This is a genomic window from Bradyrhizobium sp. LM2.9 (genome assembly GCF_054056555.1).
This window is the reverse complement of the sequence record NZ_JBSRYJ010000002.1, coordinates 352722-369847: the sequence shown is the minus strand read 5'-3', so window position 1 is coordinate 369847 and position 17126 is coordinate 352722. Positions and strand designations below refer to the sequence as shown.

Annotated in this window: 18 protein-coding genes and 1 pseudogene; 5 read left to right on the top strand and 14 right to left on the bottom strand. The window is 60.6% G+C overall.

All coding sequences use genetic code 11. The features are described from left to right. Positions 1-6 precede the first annotated feature (6 nt). From ACVWW3_RS03235 to ACVWW3_RS03220, 4 genes are all read right to left on the bottom strand, one after another. Positions 7-216, bottom strand: a complete 210-nt coding sequence (locus ACVWW3_RS03235; protein ID WP_247347946.1) for a hypothetical protein — start codon at positions 214-216, stop codon at positions 7-9. 138 nt (positions 217-354) lie between these two features. Beyond that, on the bottom strand, positions 355-774 hold the full coding sequence (locus ACVWW3_RS03230; protein WP_354107694.1) for a DUF4118 domain-containing protein: 420 nt from the start codon (positions 772-774) through the stop codon (positions 355-357). Between the two features lie 151 nt (positions 775-925). Next, a complete protein-coding gene (locus ACVWW3_RS03225; RefSeq protein ID WP_354045911.1) occupies positions 926-2119 on the bottom strand; it encodes an MFS transporter in 1194 nt (397 codons plus the stop codon). A gap of 52 nt (positions 2120-2171) precedes the next feature. Then, positions 2172-2726 carry a TetR/AcrR family transcriptional regulator gene (locus tag ACVWW3_RS03220; protein WP_247347941.1) on the bottom strand — a complete coding sequence of 185 codons (555 nt, stop codon included), beginning with the start codon at positions 2724-2726 and terminating at the stop codon, positions 2172-2174. A gap of 1251 nt (positions 2727-3977) precedes the next feature. On the opposite strand from ACVWW3_RS03220, the gene ACVWW3_RS03215 reads away from it, so the two are divergent. The 3 genes from ACVWW3_RS03215 to ACVWW3_RS03205 all read left to right on the top strand — a co-directional run bounded on the left by ACVWW3_RS03215 (position 3978) and on the right by ACVWW3_RS03205 (position 5365). Beyond that, positions 3978-4202: a hypothetical protein gene (locus ACVWW3_RS03215; protein WP_247347940.1), complete on the top strand. Its 225-nt coding sequence runs from the start codon at positions 3978-3980 to the stop codon at positions 4200-4202. Positions 4203-4423: 221 nt separating this feature from the next. Beyond that, complete coding sequence (locus ACVWW3_RS03210) at positions 4424-4750, top strand: hypothetical protein (RefSeq protein ID WP_247446417.1); 327 nt, start codon at positions 4424-4426, stop codon at positions 4748-4750. Positions 4751-5209: 459 nt separating this feature from the next. Continuing rightward, on the top strand, positions 5210-5365 hold the full coding sequence (locus ACVWW3_RS03205; RefSeq protein WP_456650946.1) for a hypothetical protein: 156 nt from the start codon (positions 5210-5212) through the stop codon (positions 5363-5365). A 969-nt stretch (positions 5366-6334) separates the two neighbouring features. Here ACVWW3_RS03205 and ACVWW3_RS03200 read toward each other — a convergent pair. The 7 genes from ACVWW3_RS03200 to ACVWW3_RS03170 all read right to left on the bottom strand — a co-directional run bounded on the left by ACVWW3_RS03200 (position 6335) and on the right by ACVWW3_RS03170 (position 12054). After that, positions 6335-6463, bottom strand: coding sequence for a hypothetical protein (locus tag ACVWW3_RS03200; RefSeq protein WP_256467653.1), 129 nt, complete (start codon positions 6461-6463; stop codon positions 6335-6337). 115 nt (positions 6464-6578) lie between these two features. Then, entirely contained in the window at positions 6579-7928 is a 1350-nt protein-coding gene (gene fahA / locus ACVWW3_RS03195; protein WP_247341851.1) for a fumarylacetoacetase, read from the bottom strand. Then, complete coding sequence (gene actP / locus ACVWW3_RS03190; RefSeq protein WP_247348285.1) at positions 7925-9619, bottom strand: cation/acetate symporter ActP; 1695 nt, start codon at positions 9617-9619, stop codon at positions 7925-7927. Before actP ends, fahA begins: the two co-directional genes overlap by 4 nt. Continuing rightward, complete coding sequence (locus tag ACVWW3_RS03185; RefSeq protein ID WP_247341845.1) at positions 9616-9930, bottom strand: DUF485 domain-containing protein; 315 nt, start codon at positions 9928-9930, stop codon at positions 9616-9618. Before ACVWW3_RS03185 ends, actP begins: the two co-directional genes overlap by 4 nt. Before the next feature lie 42 nt (positions 9931-9972). Further along, positions 9973-11265, bottom strand: a complete 1293-nt coding sequence (locus tag ACVWW3_RS03180; RefSeq protein WP_247341842.1) for a CaiB/BaiF CoA transferase family protein — start codon at positions 11263-11265, stop codon at positions 9973-9975. Between the two features lie 11 nt (positions 11266-11276). Next, positions 11277-11825 (bottom strand): enoyl-CoA hydratase/isomerase family protein, encoded by a 549-nt coding sequence (locus ACVWW3_RS03175; protein WP_456671867.1) that lies wholly within the window; start codon positions 11823-11825, stop codon positions 11277-11279. Between the two features lie 31 nt (positions 11826-11856). Beyond that, complete coding sequence (locus tag ACVWW3_RS03170; protein WP_456671866.1) at positions 11857-12054, bottom strand: hypothetical protein; 198 nt, start codon at positions 12052-12054, stop codon at positions 11857-11859. 139 nt (positions 12055-12193) lie between these two features. Between ACVWW3_RS03170 and ACVWW3_RS03165 the strand changes: the two genes are divergently transcribed. Continuing rightward, on the top strand, positions 12194-12865 hold the full coding sequence (locus tag ACVWW3_RS03165; protein ID WP_247341835.1) for a GntR family transcriptional regulator: 672 nt from the start codon (positions 12194-12196) through the stop codon (positions 12863-12865). 45 nt (positions 12866-12910) lie between these two features. On the opposite strand, the pseudogene ACVWW3_RS03160 reads toward ACVWW3_RS03165, so the two are convergent. Beyond that, positions 12911-14475, bottom strand: a pseudogene (locus ACVWW3_RS03160) (fatty acid--CoA ligase). 164 nt (positions 14476-14639) lie between these two features. Beyond that, complete coding sequence (locus ACVWW3_RS03155) at positions 14640-15587, bottom strand: LysR family transcriptional regulator (RefSeq protein ID WP_247341829.1); 948 nt, start codon at positions 15585-15587, stop codon at positions 14640-14642. 196 nt (positions 15588-15783) lie between these two features. Between ACVWW3_RS03155 and ACVWW3_RS03150 the strand changes: the two genes are divergently transcribed. Continuing rightward, positions 15784-16242, top strand: coding sequence for a MaoC family dehydratase (locus ACVWW3_RS03150; protein ID WP_247453169.1), 459 nt, complete (start codon positions 15784-15786; stop codon positions 16240-16242). 80 nt (positions 16243-16322) lie between these two features. On the opposite strand, the gene ACVWW3_RS03145 is transcribed toward ACVWW3_RS03150, so the two are convergent. Further along, positions 16323-17096 carry an SDR family oxidoreductase gene (locus tag ACVWW3_RS03145; protein ID WP_456671865.1) on the bottom strand — a complete coding sequence of 258 codons (774 nt, stop codon included), beginning with the start codon at positions 17094-17096 and terminating at the stop codon, positions 16323-16325. Positions 17097-17126: the final 30 nt, after the last annotated feature.

Sequence of the window (17126 nt, the reverse complement as noted above, 5' to 3'; positions counted from 1 at the left end):
TAACGATCAGGCCGCGAGCTGCGTAGCGTAGTCCATCCGCGCGGCGAAATAGGTTTCCAGCTCCGTCAGCGCCCGCGCTTCCCAATCCCTCGCCTGCTCGAGCAGCGACCAGCTCTGGCCCGGGCGGAATGCAGCGGTCTGGCGATAGAGCGATGCGATCCCGCGGTAGCGGCGCACGTTCTCCAAGATGGCGTGACCGGTTATTTGGCCGTTCATGTCCGAAAACTCCGTCGTCATTCCCGGGGGAGAAATTGCCGCCAAATCTTTTTCGAAAAGTTAGCGCCGCGCGGCAAGCGTCCGAATGGTTTCCGGACTGTTGCGCGCGCGCAACGCCCGCGGCCGTGCAATGCCGACCTATTGCGAATTCGTTGCCGCGCTCTCGCCCCGCGGCTTCAACCCGCCGCGGCTGATGATCGCCATCGTCTCGCGGCAGAGGTCGGCAAGGCCGATCACCAGCACTGCGAGCAGGCAGAACAGATTGATGGAATCGGCATGCGCGCCGGTCAGCGAATTGAACTTGAAGAAGGGCGGCATGAACGCCCACCACACCACCGGAATGGTGAGCAGCGCGGCGAACCCCGCCGCCGGCGCGCCCGCGACAATGCCGAGCACGAACAGGCTGGGCAGGAACGCCGCGAAATAGAGTTTTGCGCCGAGCGCGACACAGATGCCCTGGAGCGCAGCCGACATTGCGACAACGACGAATCCAAGCAGAAACGCCTGCCACGACCATGGCCGTACTCGCGGTACGCCAAACAGCCCCGCACTCCTCATCAGCCTCCCCCTGCCGCCCGTTAACCAGGCCCGCTTGCGACCAAAGTACTACAGCGGCAGGGAAACCGCGAGGTGGAAATTGCCATCCAGGTTGCTTGCAGGCGGCCTTGGTAAACGGGCCGCATCGCACAATTTCCGGCCACCCCGGCGGCTACTCGGTGGCCGCATAGGCCAGGCCCGCGACGGGAAGCGCGAGGCCAATGGCCGATGCCAGCGTCCAGCCGCCTTGCGCAAAGGCCCAGGCGCCAAGTGCCGAGCCTGCGGCAGCCGCGCTGAAGAACGTCGCCATATAGAGGCCGTTGAGGCGGCTGCGATGCTCATGCCCCAGCACGAAGATGGCGCGGAAGCCGAGCACGACGTTGCCCTGCACGCCGAAATCGATCGCGATGGCGGCGACGACAAGGCAGGCCAGATTGAGCGTCGAACCGGCCGCGCCGATCTGCGTGATCAGGAAGCCCACGGCAACCAGCAGCATCGCGACCAGGGTCGCGACGCGGCTATGGCCGCGATCGGCAAGCCGTCCCGCGATCGGGGCCGCGAACACGCCGGCGACACCGGCGAGCGCGAACAGCGCGATGCCCCGCTGGCTGAAGCCGAACTCGTTCGCGAGCAGCAGCGGCGTCACGGTCCAGAACAAACTGAACGCGCCGAACAGGCTGGCCTGGTAGAGCGCGCGACGCCGCAGCAGCGGGGTGGTCCGCACCAGATGCGGCATCGACAGCAGCAGCTCGCCATAGTGCATGCGCGCGACCGGCTTGCGCTTCGGCAGCGTCATCCAGAGCACGGCTGCGAGCACGATCATCAGCGCGGCGGACAAGAAGAACACCGCGTGCCACGACAGCACTGCCGTGACGAAGCTCGACACCGGGCGCGCCAGCATGATGCCCAGCATCAGGCCGGTCGAGACGTTGCCGACGACGCGGCCGCGGATCGCTTCCGGCGCCAGATGCGCCGCATAGGGAATGATGATCTGCACCGCGACCGAGCCGAGCCCGATGAACAATGCGGCGATCAGGAACGGCAGCGCGTGGGAGGCGAACCCCGCGGCGAGCAGCGCTGCGGCGCCGAGCGTGATGACGGAGCAGATCAAGGTGCGGTTCTCGACGAGATCGCCGAGCGGCACGATGAAGAGAAGCCCCACGCCGTAGCCGATCTGCGTCATGGTGACGATCAGCCCCGCCGCTTCATGCGACAGGCCGAGCGCGGCGCTGATCGGGGCGATCAGCGGCTGGGCGTAATAGATGTTGGCGGCGACCATGCCACAGGCCGCGGCAAGCACGAAGGTCAGTCGTTGCGACACCGCATCCGGCCCGGGCGCGGTCTCGATCGTGGCATTCATCGTCATTCACGCAGTCTCCAGATATAGGAAACGCTCGTTTCCTAATATGACAAAAAATTCAGGCGAGCAGTTTCATCGCGACGGCGACCAGGCGCTTGCCGTCGAGCGAAAGGCGCGCCTTGCCGACGACGCGCAGACCCTGCGTGATGCAGATCATCAGCCGCGCGGTGTCGTCGGCGGCGACATGGCGGGGAATCGAGCCGTCGGCCTGCCCCTCGCGAATGAGGCCGGCGATGAAGTTTTCGTTGGTCTCGAGCCGCGCGCTGACGAGGGCGGCGACCACCGGGTCGACCGCCGACAATTCGACCGCGCTGCCGACCACGAGGCAGCCGCGCCGCCCCTCGCTGCCCTGGGAGTGCTCTACGTACGAGAGAAGCATGTTGCGCAACCGCTCGCGGCCATTGGCGCCTTGCGCCGCGGCGCTGCGCGTCTGCTCCTGGCGCAGCGCGGCGTAGCGCTCGAAGGCGGCGAGAAACACCGCATGCTTGTCGCGAAACGCCTTGTAGACGCTCCCCGTCGCCAGCCGCATCGCCGCGGTGAGATCGCCGATCGAGGTCGCATGATAACCGCGCTCGCAAAACACGCGCACGGCGCGGTCAAGCGCAGTGTCCATGTCGAACTCCCGGGGACGGCCGGGCCGGCGAGCAACGGGCTCGGATTTGCGGGCTGCTTTCTGCATTGCGGGATAATAGGGAATGACTGTTTCCGAATAAAGACACTTGGTTGTGATGGGGGGTAGGTTGGCTTGTGACGGGGAGGAGCAACGGTACCGCTCACGTCCGTGTCCCGGACGCGCTGCAACGCGCAGCGTTGCTGCGCAGAGCCGGGACCCAGAAGGCGACACGGCGTAATGCGGAGAGATGGGCCCCGGCTCAGCAGCGCACCGCAAGAGCGCTGCGCAGCGTCCGGGGCACGAGCAGTACGCTGACACGCACACTCTCTCCGCATCGTCATTGCGAGCGCAGCGAAGCAATCCAGAATCCCTCCGTGGAAAGACTCTGGATTGCTTCGCTGCGCTCGCAATGACGGAGAAAGGGGCGGCATCGCCATCCTCCAATGTACACTTCAACCTGCAGACACAGCTTGGCAATCTCGCGGCGGATTTCGCCCGAGCTTTGCTTCATCGCTTCACCCTCTTGTCCAAGAGGGTGCAGGGAAGGCCGGGTGCCGGCTGGCACCCGCGGTCCGCTGCGCGAAGATGTAGCGCAAGGAAACCGCACAGCAGCATACAGGTGTAGCCAATCACTCGGCCTTCCCTGCGCAGTGGTTTTACGGCTTATGCCGTGCTCTCCCGGGAGCCGAGTTCGTTTTGGCCTCCCTCGCCTTCACGAAAGTCGCGGACACAGCGCCGGTTGACGCGAATGCCGCATCCGCAAGAGCTTGACCGTAGCAACGACGGCCAGGACCACACGGTTTTGCCGTACGCACGGCTCGCTTGTCGCCACCGGTTTCGACGACGTTGTGCACGTTGCCGCCGACCTGATGACGAGACGAACCTGACAGCGCCGCTCGTCGACACGAAGCCTCGGGCTCACGGAGAGCAATCCGCCCTGCCCGCACTTTCGCGCCCGACGCTGTCGCGTCCACCGCAAGCCCGGCTCTACGACCATCACGACACATGGTCGCCCCTCAAGGGTGAGCCGGGATGGGCGACACATACGTCAATTCCGAATTTCGGTAAAGTGGAATATTTTCGCGCTGGCGGATTGACAGGGAAGCGACACAGGCGCGGTCGCTGCTGAAATCCAGGAACTTCCGTGGCTAATCTGCAACGGTTCCCCGCGATCTAAAGCCGGCCAAAACAAATTCCCATTCCGGCCACGAACCGCTCTCACAACGCCGTGAGATTAGCAGGGGAACTACGATGCGTGCACAACGCGTTTGGAAAGTGAACGGGGCCGCCAGCGCCGGGCAGCTCCAATCGAGACTGGACGATCTCAACAAGCGTCTCGGTCATCTCGAAAACCAGCATCCGGATAGCTGGAAGGTCGAAGAACTGAAATCGAGCGCACTCAGCCTGTCGCGCGAGATCGACGACATCCGCTGCGCCGAGGCGACCGCAGCGCTGAGCGAGTTGCTGCGGAAGTAGCGGGAGTTCGCGATTGGCCCGTCGCGCAAGGAACCAACGCCGCCTCCCCGCCATTGCCATACCGAGCATGGAGCAAGATCATGACCAGGCACCTGACGCGAGCCCATCTCGCACGCGGCGTGGCCGGCGCGATATCCACGCTGGTCCTGTGCGCGACGGCGGCATTCACCATCGCGCGCCACTTTGCGATGTGAGGAATTTGGCGCTGTGAGGGTTTTCGCATGACGTCCGATCCCGAAGAATCGGTAAGGCTGCAAGGCTACGGAGAGATGACGTTGCGCACGGCCATCACGACGATGATGTTGCTTGCGCCACGAGAGCGAGCGGACGCCGCGATCTTCCGCGTCCGTGACGGCGTGCGACTGGCATCGAGCGAGATCGCCGAACTCGCGTCGAATTGGGGGATCGAGCCGACCGGTGATATGCGATCGCCGAGACTCGCCCCGGATCAGCACTGGCCGGAGATCGTCCGCGGCATGGTTCGCGAAGCCCCGTTGCCGTCGCTGGTGGTGGCGTTCATGCTCGGTGTGCTGGTGGCGAGGCGGTAGTCCTGCGACTTGGCTCGCAAAGCCGAACCATCGATACCGGTAAATGCAGAGCCATGCCGCCGCAACAAGCCGCCCTGCCCGACCGGCCGTGGACCCGCCCTGAAAATCGTTGCAATAGGGCGCTCCCGAGGCGCTGGCGGCCGGTCCGCCAAGCCTTTAGGAAAACGTCGACTTTTGGAAGAATGGTCGGAGTGGCAGGATTCGAACCTGCGCCCCCTGCGTTCCGAACGAATTTTTCTTCTAGAAGGCCTTTGAATTAGCAGCATTTTTCCTTGTCGTTTGCGATCAATCTTCTTCGTTTGTTCACGGTATTGTTCGGGGGACGATTTTTTCTCACCGGTCACATTCCTGTCCGATGGTGACGGGCACACTCGATTGTGGATTGGTGCCTTTTGTGATGAGGGAGTCTCGATCGACTCAGCGAACCTATCGTGGGGGCTTAGCCAAAGGAGACCTCTGATGAGCGAACGCGATTGGGAAGAAGAAAAGCGTACCGTTCTTGGTCGGCTGTTCGATGCTGCATTCGGACGCCGGGAAGCCTCTGAAGAAGAGATGGGCCAGGACATCCATTGGCTAGGTACCGTCAATAGACGCCTACGCGACGATGACGATTAGCTTCCGTCGTTCTCTGCTCCACAACGTTATGAGGCCGCCTTAGTTGGCGGCCTTTTCGCATCATCACCAAACAGGGAAAGATTCGCTTGGCCGCAAAACGGGCCGAACCTGCCACAGCCGAGCACTCAGTTTACAATGACATTTTCAGAAGATATGCTACGAACGCCGCCGAAAAGCGATCATTTGTCGGCGGGCTTCAACCCGCGAATCTTGCGTTCTTCGGGGGATAGAAAACGCACTTATGCTAAGTGCTTGATATTCTTGGTCGGAGTGGCAGGATTCGAACCTGCGACCCCTGCGTCCCGAACGCAGTGAACAATTTCTAAGTTGTTGATTTTTATAGCTATGGCAGACATTTCCGTCCCGTTTTGTTCACGGTCGTTTCACCCAATTCGTTGCGATTTCGTTGCGACCTTCGTAGACGAGAACGAGAGCTGCTGAGGACCTTGGGATCGGATACGCGGCGGGATTGGTTAGATCCTTCGTCGCCGACGGCGGGGCCATTTCCAAATGCCCGTTCCAAATGAACAACGGAAGCCGGGCGCAGTATCTTAGATTTCACTGGCAATCTTTGGTTTGGACCAACGTCAGAATGGCGGAATCAAAATCAGTCTGATTGTTCAACGATTTCAAGCCGCATTTGGAAAAATGTGCGAACTCGCCCCTAGTGAGAATCAATTGCTTAGCAGGCTTTTCCAAATGGGAAAGCGGCCAGCGCGGATCACAACCGGGCAGCCAACCCGCGACCTAGACCCTTGGTAGTTCGTCAAAAGCCGCCGTTGAAGCAGCGGCTTGACAGCTCCTAAACGAGTGCGGCGAGAGACCAAAATCGGGACCCGCTGTCGCGCTGGCAAATTCAACGTTCGCGCACAATCTTAGGGAGCGCCGCAGCTTCCATCACGCAGGCTCCCACACACGATCGCCGAGTTTGCTTGACCCCACGACTACATCAACCGCGTCGTGAGAGGGTCAAAAGATAAACGCCACAAGGCGGCCCAACACGGCGACCGACAAAGCTGCGAGAAGGACGATAAGTTGCCCAAACTGGACCTCTTCCATGTCGATGTCCGGCATCGTGATCATGGCGTATGCGATCATGTGGCAATTCTCCATGGTAGTTCCTCCCCTAGCTATTGTTCTGCCGTCTTCCGGGCAGTACCACCCGTTCGTCGCGGATCGCTCGAGGGGCGACTCTTCGCTTAACGCGCGCGGATCAGGCCGCCCTGCTTTCAAGCTCCGTCTGATGAGATGCCGCAATCGTTCCGACGCACACTCCGAAGCCGATGGATGCAAAGCCCTCACGAGTGCAGCGCCCCTCAAATCGGATCTCGTCACCGTCGTGTAGAAAGCCGCGACGCTCTCCGTTGGGAAGCGTAATGGGGCGGGTTCCGGCAGAAGTGAATTCGAGCATGCTGCTCAATTCAGCGTCGGTAGGTCCGGAGATCGTGCCGGTGCCGATCAGGTCCCCCGGTAGAAGGTTGCATCCATTGATCGTGTGGTGCGCAACCATCTGCGCCGGTGTCCAATATAGATATTTGGCGTTCGAGCTGAGAATTTCGACAGGAACGTCCCTTGCGGCCCGCATCTTTTCGGTCGTGAGAAAAACCTTCAGGCTTATGTCCAGCCCGCCACTTTTCTGATCGTCCTCGTCGAGCAGGTATTTCAACGGCTGGGGGTCCCCGTGAGGACGAACCATCGCCGGAATGCGGAACGGAGCCAACGCGTCAGTAGTGACAACCCACGGCGAGACGGACGTTGCGAAACTCTTGCTGAGGAATGGTCCGAGTGGATACATCTCCCAGCGCTGGACGTCCCTCGCCGACCAGTCGTTGAGAAGTGAATAGCCGACGATCTGTTCGCTTGCGCGCGCAACCGGGATCGGACTTCCGAGCTCGTTGCCGCCACTGAGATAGAACCCCATCTCCAGTTCGAAATCGAGTCGTTCGCACGGACCGAAGCCAGGACTGCCCCCGTCAACCGACGGCGTCCGCTGTCCCATGGGTCTGCGGACAATTCCCTGCCCGATTTGCACCGAAGACGCCCGCCCGTGATAGGCAATCGGCACCCATTTGTAGTTGGCGGGCAGCGGATTTTCAGGCGTGAGGAGTGCGCCGGCCGCCTTCGCGTGATGTATGCCGGCATAAAAATCCGTGTAGTTCGGCACCGCAGTCGGACGATACATCGTGCAAGCGCTCAATGGGACCAGCAGGTCCGACGCACGGCGGCGCGCAGCCTCACCGCTTGAACCCGCGTCAAGCGCGGCACTGACTGCCTTTCGTAAGTTGTGCAACGCGCGAGGTCCCAACGCAAACAGCGAGTTGAGCGAGGAGTCGGCGACGGTCCACTCGGGAATTTCTGCCGGCAGGAGACCGGCGCTGTGCGCCGCATGAAGATCGAGGATCTGGTCGCCGATCCCAATCCCCGCGGATCGCTTTCCGTCCTTGCCACGGCTGAAGACACCGAGCGGCAGGTTCTGGATGGGGAAGTCGCCGGAGGGGTCATTGGCGGCCGCCACAAAACTGCGGCGCGCCGGATCGTGGGTCTCGTCGATCATGGCGTTCATCCTGCAGCTCCCGCCAGCGCGTTATTGCCCTCAGAGGGTCCGATGCCGATCTCGGATTGCACAAACTGAGCATCAAACGCCCGCCGCTCGGCCGCGGCGCGGGCCGTTCGGTCACTCAGCGAACCGAGCCAAATCACCAGAAATGCCAGGGGCATCGAGAAGAGCGCCGGATTGTCGTAGGGAAATAACGGCGCCGCGAAATGGAATACCGCGACCCAGACTGTCTTGCTCAGCACGACGAAAAGGAGAGAGCTGAACAGGCCGACCAGGCCACCGGCAACGGCGCCGCGCGTGGTGGTACCGCGCCAAAAGATCGCCATCGCCAGCACTGGAAAATTGCAGCTTGCCGCGACCGAAAGCGCTAACCCCGCCATGAACGCGACATTCTGGTTCTCGAAAGTGATGGCAAGGCCCACCGCGACGATGCCGGTCGCCACCGCGGCAATCTTCGCAACCATCACCTCACGTGCCTCTGGCGCGTTACCCTTCGCAATCACCTGCCCATAAATATCGTGGCTCACCGCCGAGGCGCCGGCGAGTGTCAATCCGGCGACCACGGCGAGAATGGTGGCAAACGCGACGGCCGAGATAAACCCAAGCAGGATTGGTCCGCCGAGAGCGCCCGCCAGGTGCACCGCCGCCATATTGGGACCGCCGATCAGATCGGTAATCTTGTTGAACTGGCCGCCCGCGCCGACGTTGAAGAAACTCGCATCCGGCATAAGGACCACCACCGCAGCAAAGCCGAACAGCGGGATGACTAGGCAGAAGTAAGCTACACAGGTCGTCGCATAGAAAACCGACTTCCTTGCGCCTGCGGAATCGCTGACGGTGAAGAACCGCATCAGGATATGCGGCAATCCCGCGGTACCGAACACCAGCGCGAGTCCAAGCGAGATCGCGGAAACCGGCTCAGCGAACAGCCCGCCTGGAGAGAGAACTGAGGCCCCCTTGGGGTGCACCCGGCTCGCCTCGGCGAATAGGCGTCCAAGACTGAAATCGAAGCGCCACAGCACCACCAGCGCCATCAAGGTGCCGCCGATCAGCAGCAGCAGCGCTTTGGTGATCTGAACCCAGGTGGTTGCCTGCATGCCGCCGACAGCCACATAGACGATCATCAGAAGTCCGACGCCGGCGACTGCGAACAGATAGTTCACCCCGAACAGAAGCTGAATGACCTTGCCGGCACCGATCATCTGCGCGATCAGGTAAAACAGCACGACGACGAGACTGCCGGTGGCGGCGACCAGACGGACCGAGGTCCGATCGAGGCGAAACGACGCTGCGTCGGCGAACGTGTAACTGCCGAGGTTGCGCAAGCGCTCCGACATCATGAACAGCACGATCGGCCAACCCGTCAAGAAGCCCAACGCATAGACGAGGCCATCAAAGCCGGTCGCATAGATCAGCGCCGAGATACCGAGGAAAGCCGCGGCCGAAAGAAAATCCCCCGCAATCGCCAGGCCGTTCTGGAGCGGCGTGATCTCATGTCCCGCGGTATAGAAGTCCGCCTTCGATTTGGTTCTGCCAGCCGATCGATAGGTGATGAGGAGCGTGACGGCGACGATCAACAGGAACATGCCTATGGCAACCCAGTTCAGATCGCGGCCCGCTACAACAGCGGTCGCCTGCGCATGGGCCGAAAAGGACACCGTCGCCGCAATGGCGGCCAGCAGAATGCGCATGATCATCGGCCACACTCCCGGCGAACGAGCTGTGTCAGGCCGTCGAAGTAGGTGTTGGAACGGCGTACATAGTAACCGGTCAGGGCAACGACCAGGGCGATCATGCCAAGCGCGATCACCATGCCCAACGGAACGGCTCCGCCTGCCATGCTCTTCCCGAGCGCTGACGACGCCGCCGAAATCAGCCCGATGAAGCCGAAGAACATCAACAACGTGACGATCGAGAGCCCCCACCGCAACCTTGCCCGTGCGGCGGTCAGTTCCCGAAAAGACGGATTAGACAGGATTTTTCGCGTTTGTTCCGACGACAACGACATGATTTCCCTCCCCCATTTCTTGATCAGTTGGTTTCGACGCAGCTAGGACGCCTGCTTCAGGACATCGTCACTATCGGGCGGCGCGGATGCTTCTATCGACGGCGAGGGTCGCGGCGGAATGTTCGTCAACAGCACGCCCGAATTGGTAAGGGCTGCGATCTCCTGGTCGGAGTAGCCGTATTCCTTCATCACTTCGACGTTGTGTTCACCGCGAAAGGCGGCTTCGCGCGCAGCGGCCAGCGGCGTCTTCGAGAAGTGCCAGGGCTTGCCGGGGATCCTGACCGCCTTGCCGCGGCGGTCGGTAACCTCTTCTATCGCGCCCCACCATTTGACCCAGTCCGAACCGGCGAAGTCCTTGACCGAGCGAACCACGCCGAACGCCAGCTTCACTTCGTCGAGCTGTGCATCGAGTTCGCCGGCCGTGGCAAAGGAAAGAATCCACTGCTGGATGATCTGGTAAAGGGCGTTGAGATTCTTCCGGCGCGCCGCCGGCGTGGCGAATCTGGGATCTGAAGCGAGATCGGGGCGACGCATCGCCGCGATGTAGTTCGGAAACGTCAGGCTGCTGACGACACTGGTCGCGATTGTGATGACGTCACCGTAGCTTGTCTTGAAGAACGGCGAGTCAGCAGGTCCGAGCGCCGCCGGTTCGGCGCCGAGATCCACGCCGGAGAGATCGGCATGCACCCGTTCATTGACGGCAAGCATGGTGGCGGCCATCGCAATATCGACATATTGGCCCTCGCCTGTCTGGTCGCGGTGATGCAGTGCTGCCAGAATGCCGATGATCGCTTCGAGGCCCGTATAAATGTCGGCATGCGAGTAGGCATCATGCCTCTTGACCGTGAGATCCTCGCCGAGATGGTCGATCATCCCGCCGACAAAGCCGGATTCGGCATGGACGGTCGGCGCGTAGGCGCTGCGGTGTGACAGCGCGCTGCCCTGGCCGTAGCCGCTGATTGAGGCGTAGATTACTTTCGGGTTGCGCGCGGCGACGGATTCATAATCGAGGCCGAAGAATTTCAATGTGCCGGCGCGAAAATTCTCGACGATAATGTCGGCGCTATCGCACATCTTGCGCACGACTTCTCTTCCTTCGGGGAAGTTCAGGTCGATGCTGATGTTCCGTTTCCCGACGTTCTGTTGGATATAGTAGTAGGACATGCTCGCGGTTTCGTCGCCAGGCAGGGCGTACCGTGAGATGTCTCCGCGCGGCGGCTCGATCTTGATCACGTCGGCGCCGAGGTCCGACAGGGCCCTGGTGCAGTGGGGACCAGCAAGGACGCGCGAGAAGTCGACGACCTTGATTCCGGCAAGGGGTGTACGATTTGTCATGACAACGTCCCTCAGCGGCCCGAGAAAATGGCGTGACCAGGCCCGGACTCGCGGAAGGCCTTCAGGCCGACGACGAGATCGTTGCTCTGGAAGATCGGACGCTGCGCGTCAGACATTGCGCGGTCGGCTTTCACGACGCTGTCTTCCATATATTCCCGGACCAGTCGTTTGGTGGCGCCATGCGCCACTGTCGGGCCCACCGCAAGCTCGAGCGCGAGGATCCGCGTCGTTTCTTCAAGCTGGGCTTCGGGCACGACGCGATTGACGATATTCCAGCGCTCCAGCGTCGCCGCATCATAGCGACGTCCGAACAGAGCCATCTCCTTGGCGCGCGCCACGCCGGCGCGCGATGCCACACGTTGTATGGCGCCCATCAGCGGATGCAGGCCCAGCGTCACCTCGACCATGCCGGCCTTCGCGGAGTCCGCGGCAACGATGATGTCGCAGGCCAGCGCCAGCTCGAATCCGCCACCGAGGGCCAATCCGTGCATGCTCGCGATGATCGGCACAGGAACCTGTTCGAGCGCATCCAGGCAGGCGCACACATCGATTTCGGGCATCCGTTCGCCGCGATTGTCGAATAGTTCTATTTCAGCACCGGCCGGAGAAGTGTCGCAATCCGCTCCGCAGGATGATGGCACGCGCGCCTCCCTTATGAGCCTGTTCGACTGCATCCAGCAGCGCGGTCAGCAGCGGCTTGGCCACGAGATTGTAGGGAGCGAAAGTCATCGTCAGGGTAACGAGATCGCCCTCCCGACTGACGGTAACCAACTCGTTTGGTGTGGTCATTGAATTCCTCCGGATTTTTTTTGAGTCAGTCGTTCGGTTCGATAATGGAACGGTATCTGAAAAACTCATACGGTCAACATAAAAAAGATATTATTGGATTCATCTTGTATTCCTCCGAATCCTTGTGAAAATGCCAGGGATGCCTCAGGACGCGACCAGCCTTACCGTTTCAGCCTATGCTCGACTTCGCTCGGACATCTTGGCCGGCCGCTTGCCGGCCGACGGAAAGCTGAAAATTCAAGATCTGGCTCAATATCTTGGGGTCAGCCCGAGCGTTGTACGGGAGGCCCTGTCGCGTCTCTCTGCCGAGGCGCTGGTCATTGCGGAGCCCCAGCGAGGTTTCCGGGTGGCGCCCATCAATGCCGCCGATGTTTCGGATCTGACGGCCGTCAGAATCGACATCGAACTGAAATGCATGCACCGCGCGATGAAACTCGGCGGCCTCAAATGGGAGGCTGCTATTGTCGCAGCCGATCATGAACTCTCGCATACGCCCCACGACATTCACGACCTGGGCGACGACTGGATGATCGCGCACGCGAAATTCCATGCCACCCTGGTGGCGGCCTGCGATAGTCCCTGGCTGCTGCGAATCCGCGAACAACTCTTCGTCCAGGGCGAACGCTATCGCCGCATCAATGTGCGAATGTCGCGCGCCGATCGTGATCTGCGCGCCGAACATTCGGCACTGGCCCAAGCCATTCTTGGCCGGCATGTGAAACTCGCCACCGATTTGATGACGGAACATCTGCGCTTGACCGAGGTGCTGACGCTTCAGTCGCTCAAGTCGCAGGACGCAGCGGTCGCCTAGCAAAAGCGTCTCCCGGCCCGATACGTTCAATTCGGCCAACCACGCTCAATTGACCATCCGCTCGTATCCTTCCCAATAGCGCTCTCGCAGCAGCCGCTTGAGGATTTTCCCGGACGGATTGCGGGGAAGTTCGTGAGCACGAATTCGATCGACTTCGGGATCTTGAACCCCGCCAGCCTTCCTCGCGGGAAATGCAGTATGCCCGCCGGGTCCGCCGTACGATCCGGTTTCAACACGACGAGGGCCTTGACCGCTTCACCCCACCGGTCGTCAGGCACGCCGATGACGGCGACGTCGGCGATATCCGCGTGTCCATACAAGGCACTTTCGATCTCGGCGGGGTAGACGTTCTCTCCGCCGGAAACGATCATGTCTTTCAAACGATCATGAATGTACAAATAGCCGTTTTCATCGAGGAATCCGGCATCGCCGGTATGCAGCCATCCGTTCCTGAGAGTCCTCGCGGTGTCCTCTGCCCGATTCCAGTATCCCTTCATATTTTGCGATGAGCGGCACACGACTTCACCCACCTCTCGGGCTGGTAGCGGTTTGCCCGACGCGTCGATGACCATCAGTTCAATGCCTTCGACCGGACGGCCGCATGACCTCAGGATATCCCTATTGTTCGAGGAATGGTCTGCAGCATCCAGAACCGTGATGACGCCGGTCGTTTCGGTCAGGCCGTAGACCTGGAAGAACCCCGTATGCCTGAACACCCGGAGCGACTTCCTGAGAAGCTCGAGCGGTATCGGGGAGGCTCCGTAAAGAATCTGTCTCAGTGAGGAGAGATCGATTTTTTCAACGTTACGTTCGGCCAGCATCGCCAATAGCATTGCCGGAACGAGGAACGTGACCGTAGCTCGTTCGCGCTGTATCGTTTCAAGCGCCACCGATGGAACGAACTCGCGAAGCACGATCGTCTTGAGGCCGGCGACCAGACCGAATACGCCGGTACCGACCCCTGCGATGTGGAACAACGGCATTGCGAGCAGCATGACATCGTCGGACGACCACGCCTTCCAGTCGTCAAGCGCGTGTAGTGGAAAATTGGCGTGAGAAAGCTGCACGCCCTTCGGATAGCCGGTCGTGCCGCTGGTGTAGAGCTGCAAGCAAACGTCATCGGGGCTGACTGGCAGGCTCGCCTCGGTCGTCGGGTGGGCATCGCGCCACTTGAGGTAACGAGAGTCCAACACAATGATTTGGTAAACAGTTTCCAGCTGATCCTGGATTTCAGTGGTAAGTTTCTCGAACGATTCCCCGACGAAGAGAATCTCGGTTTTGGCATCGTTGACCGCGAAAACGATCTCGGGAGGTGCCAGCCTTGCATTGATGGGAACCAGGACGGCGCGGGCCTTGGCTGCCCCGAGAAGCACTTGAAAAAAGATATCCGAATTCTTGTCGAGTATCGCAATTCGGCTGCCCGGTCGCACACCCCCAGCCATGAGGCCATTGGCGACTTGATTGGATAATTCCTCCAAAACCCGATAGCTTGTCTCGCGCCCCTCGAAGCTCACGGCGACGGCGTCGGGCGTGATGGCCGCGTAACGTCGCGGAATTTCCGCGATCGTCTGGATCGGCGTTGACAGCAAGGCCCCTTCCGATTTGGACATCCATCCCTCCCGTTATGATTTTTGAGATGGAGGATGACCGGCCCGGCGCCCGGCAAGTATCTAAATTCTGAACTACCGCTATTCAGGCGCAGAATGACCACGGCCTCTTCGCGTGTCTTACCGCGATATTTCCAGATGCGGCGAAGGCAGCATGTGAGACGGCCTCAGGCCTTGCGCTTGGTCACTCTCGCATTTCGAGGGTTGCCCGCGAGCCATTCCCTGGAAGCGGTGAATTCTGCTTCCAGGAATCGCCTGACTTCACGAGTCAATTTTCTCAGGTCGCTCTCGCGCCGGCGCAGCAGCCATACGTTCATCGTAACTGTCTCTTGCGGCAAGACCTGAACCAGTCCCTCGGCTTGCGCGAATGGTACAGCAAGAAGCGCAAGCCCGAGACCGCAACCGGCGGCGGCGAAATGGTTGGCAATTGGGTTGACCCGAACAACGCTGCGGATGCCCGCCGCTTCCGAGAAATACTCCAACAAATCCCTCTGATTGGGCCGAACGTTGCGGAAGGAGACAAAATCGGCAGTATGGCCGATGATGTCGTGATCCCTCAGCTCTGACAATGACCGAGGCGCGGGGCGTCCGGCAAGGTACCGCTCGGAGGCAAAAATCCCCATCGGCACGTCCGCGACCCGCTTTCCAATGAGATCGTTCTCGCCGGGATCTCCCATCCTGATGACGTAGTCCAGATCGCTCGTTGCCAAGCTCTGCTGGTTCACCGTGGAGATGATTTCCAGGTAGATTCGACTATCGCGCCGTCGCAGCTCCGCAACCCGCGGGAGAAGCCAGTGCTTGGTCATGCCTTCGGTCGCCGATATCCTGACCACTGACGATCGTTGCCCGACGCGCGAACGCAGATCGCGATGAAACGACTCGAATGCGAGCATCATATCGCCGGCCGAGCGTTGCAGGTCCTCGCCTTCCCGCGTCAGCTTCACCCCGGACGAGGCGCGAAAGAACAGGGGAGCGGCCACGTAGCGCTCCAGCTCCTTCAGACGCCTGCTCAATGTCGGTTGGCTCATTCCCAGTTCGTGTGCGGCACGGTTGACGCTTCCAGTTCTCGCCACCACGGAAAACAAGCGAAACAAATCCCAGCTTGCCTCGGTCATGCTCTCGTCCTTTGCGCAAGCGCTTTTGGTTCCTGATCGCCGAGTGCGAACGACGTCGCAGGACCCGGAAACACAAGCGAAAAAGCCATCAAAGCCTGGCCGCTATTCAATATTGCGTTCCCCGTTCAACAAAATCGACATGGCCTTCCTCGCAGTTTGGGGAAATATGCCAAACGGTCGAACAACGGACACAGCGATGGCACAGATTAAGCTCGAGGCGATCAGGGATTTCGTGGGCCAGAATCTCGGAACATCCGACTGGGTCACCATCGACCAGCCCATGATCGACCAGTTCGCGGCCTGTACTGGGGACAGGCAGTGGATCCACGTGGATGCGGACCGCGCGAGCAAGGAAAGTCCTGTAGGCGGCACCATTGCCCACGGCTTCCTGAGCCTGTCATTGATTGCGCCACTTGGCATGGACCTGGGGCTCGCTCCGGTCGACGCATCTGCCGTCTTCAACTATGGTCTGGACAAAGTCAGGTTCCTGACACCCGTAAGATCGGGTAACCGCGTTCGCCTTCAGCTTTCCATGACAAGTGTCGAACCGAAGGACAACGGGCGTATGCTGATCAAGGGCAACGCGGTACTTGAGATCGAGAATAGTCAAACGCCGGCTCTGGTCGCCGAGACGCTGACGCTGGTGGTCCCTTAGCCCTCCACCGCCGCGAACGGTGTCACTACAAAACCGCAGGCCGCCAGACCAAGACGTTCAGGAAGACGATAGCACCGAAGTCAGACCACCATCGACGGCAAGGATCTGTCGGTAATGTGCTTGCCGGCGTCGCTGGCGAACAGAACCGCGGCACCTTTCAGATCGTCCTCATCACCGATGCGGCGCAGCGGCGCGCCAGCGGCGAGCTTTTCGACCCCGACCGCTTCGATCGTTCCCTTTGTCACCTTCGATGGGAAAAAGCCAGGCGCCAGAGCATTGGCCGTAATTCCGTAACGCCCCCAGCTCCCCGCCAACGCCCGCGTGAAGTTGACGACAGCGCCTTTGCTTGTGTTGTAGGCGACCGTCTGCATATCCCCGGAACTTCCGAACAGGCCCGCGATCGAAGCAAGGTTGACGATGCGGCCATATTTGTTCGGTATCATCGAACCCTTGGCGATCTGTTGGCTGAGCAGGAACAGCGAGCGGATGTTCAAGTTCATCACCTTGTCCCAGGCTTCGATCGGGTGATCTTCCGTCGGCGCGCCCCAGGTGGCGCCCGCGTTGTTCACCAGAATGTCCACCCGTCCGAGCTTCTTGATCGTTTCGTCGGCGAGGCGCTTGACGTCTTCGTCCCTGGAATTATCCGCTGCGATCCATTCCGCCTTGATGCCGAGCCCGGCAAGGTGCGCCTGGGCCTTTTCCAGGTCTGGCGCCTTGCGAGAGGAGATCACGATCCGTGCTCCTTGCTCACCCAGCGCCTCGGCGATCTGCAACCCAAGGCCACGGGAGCCTCCCGTAACAAGAGCATTCCTGCCGGTGAGATCGAATGCCTTCTTGATGCTTCCTATGGTCAAATCCTCTGGTCCGGAGCGAAGTTCTACCAA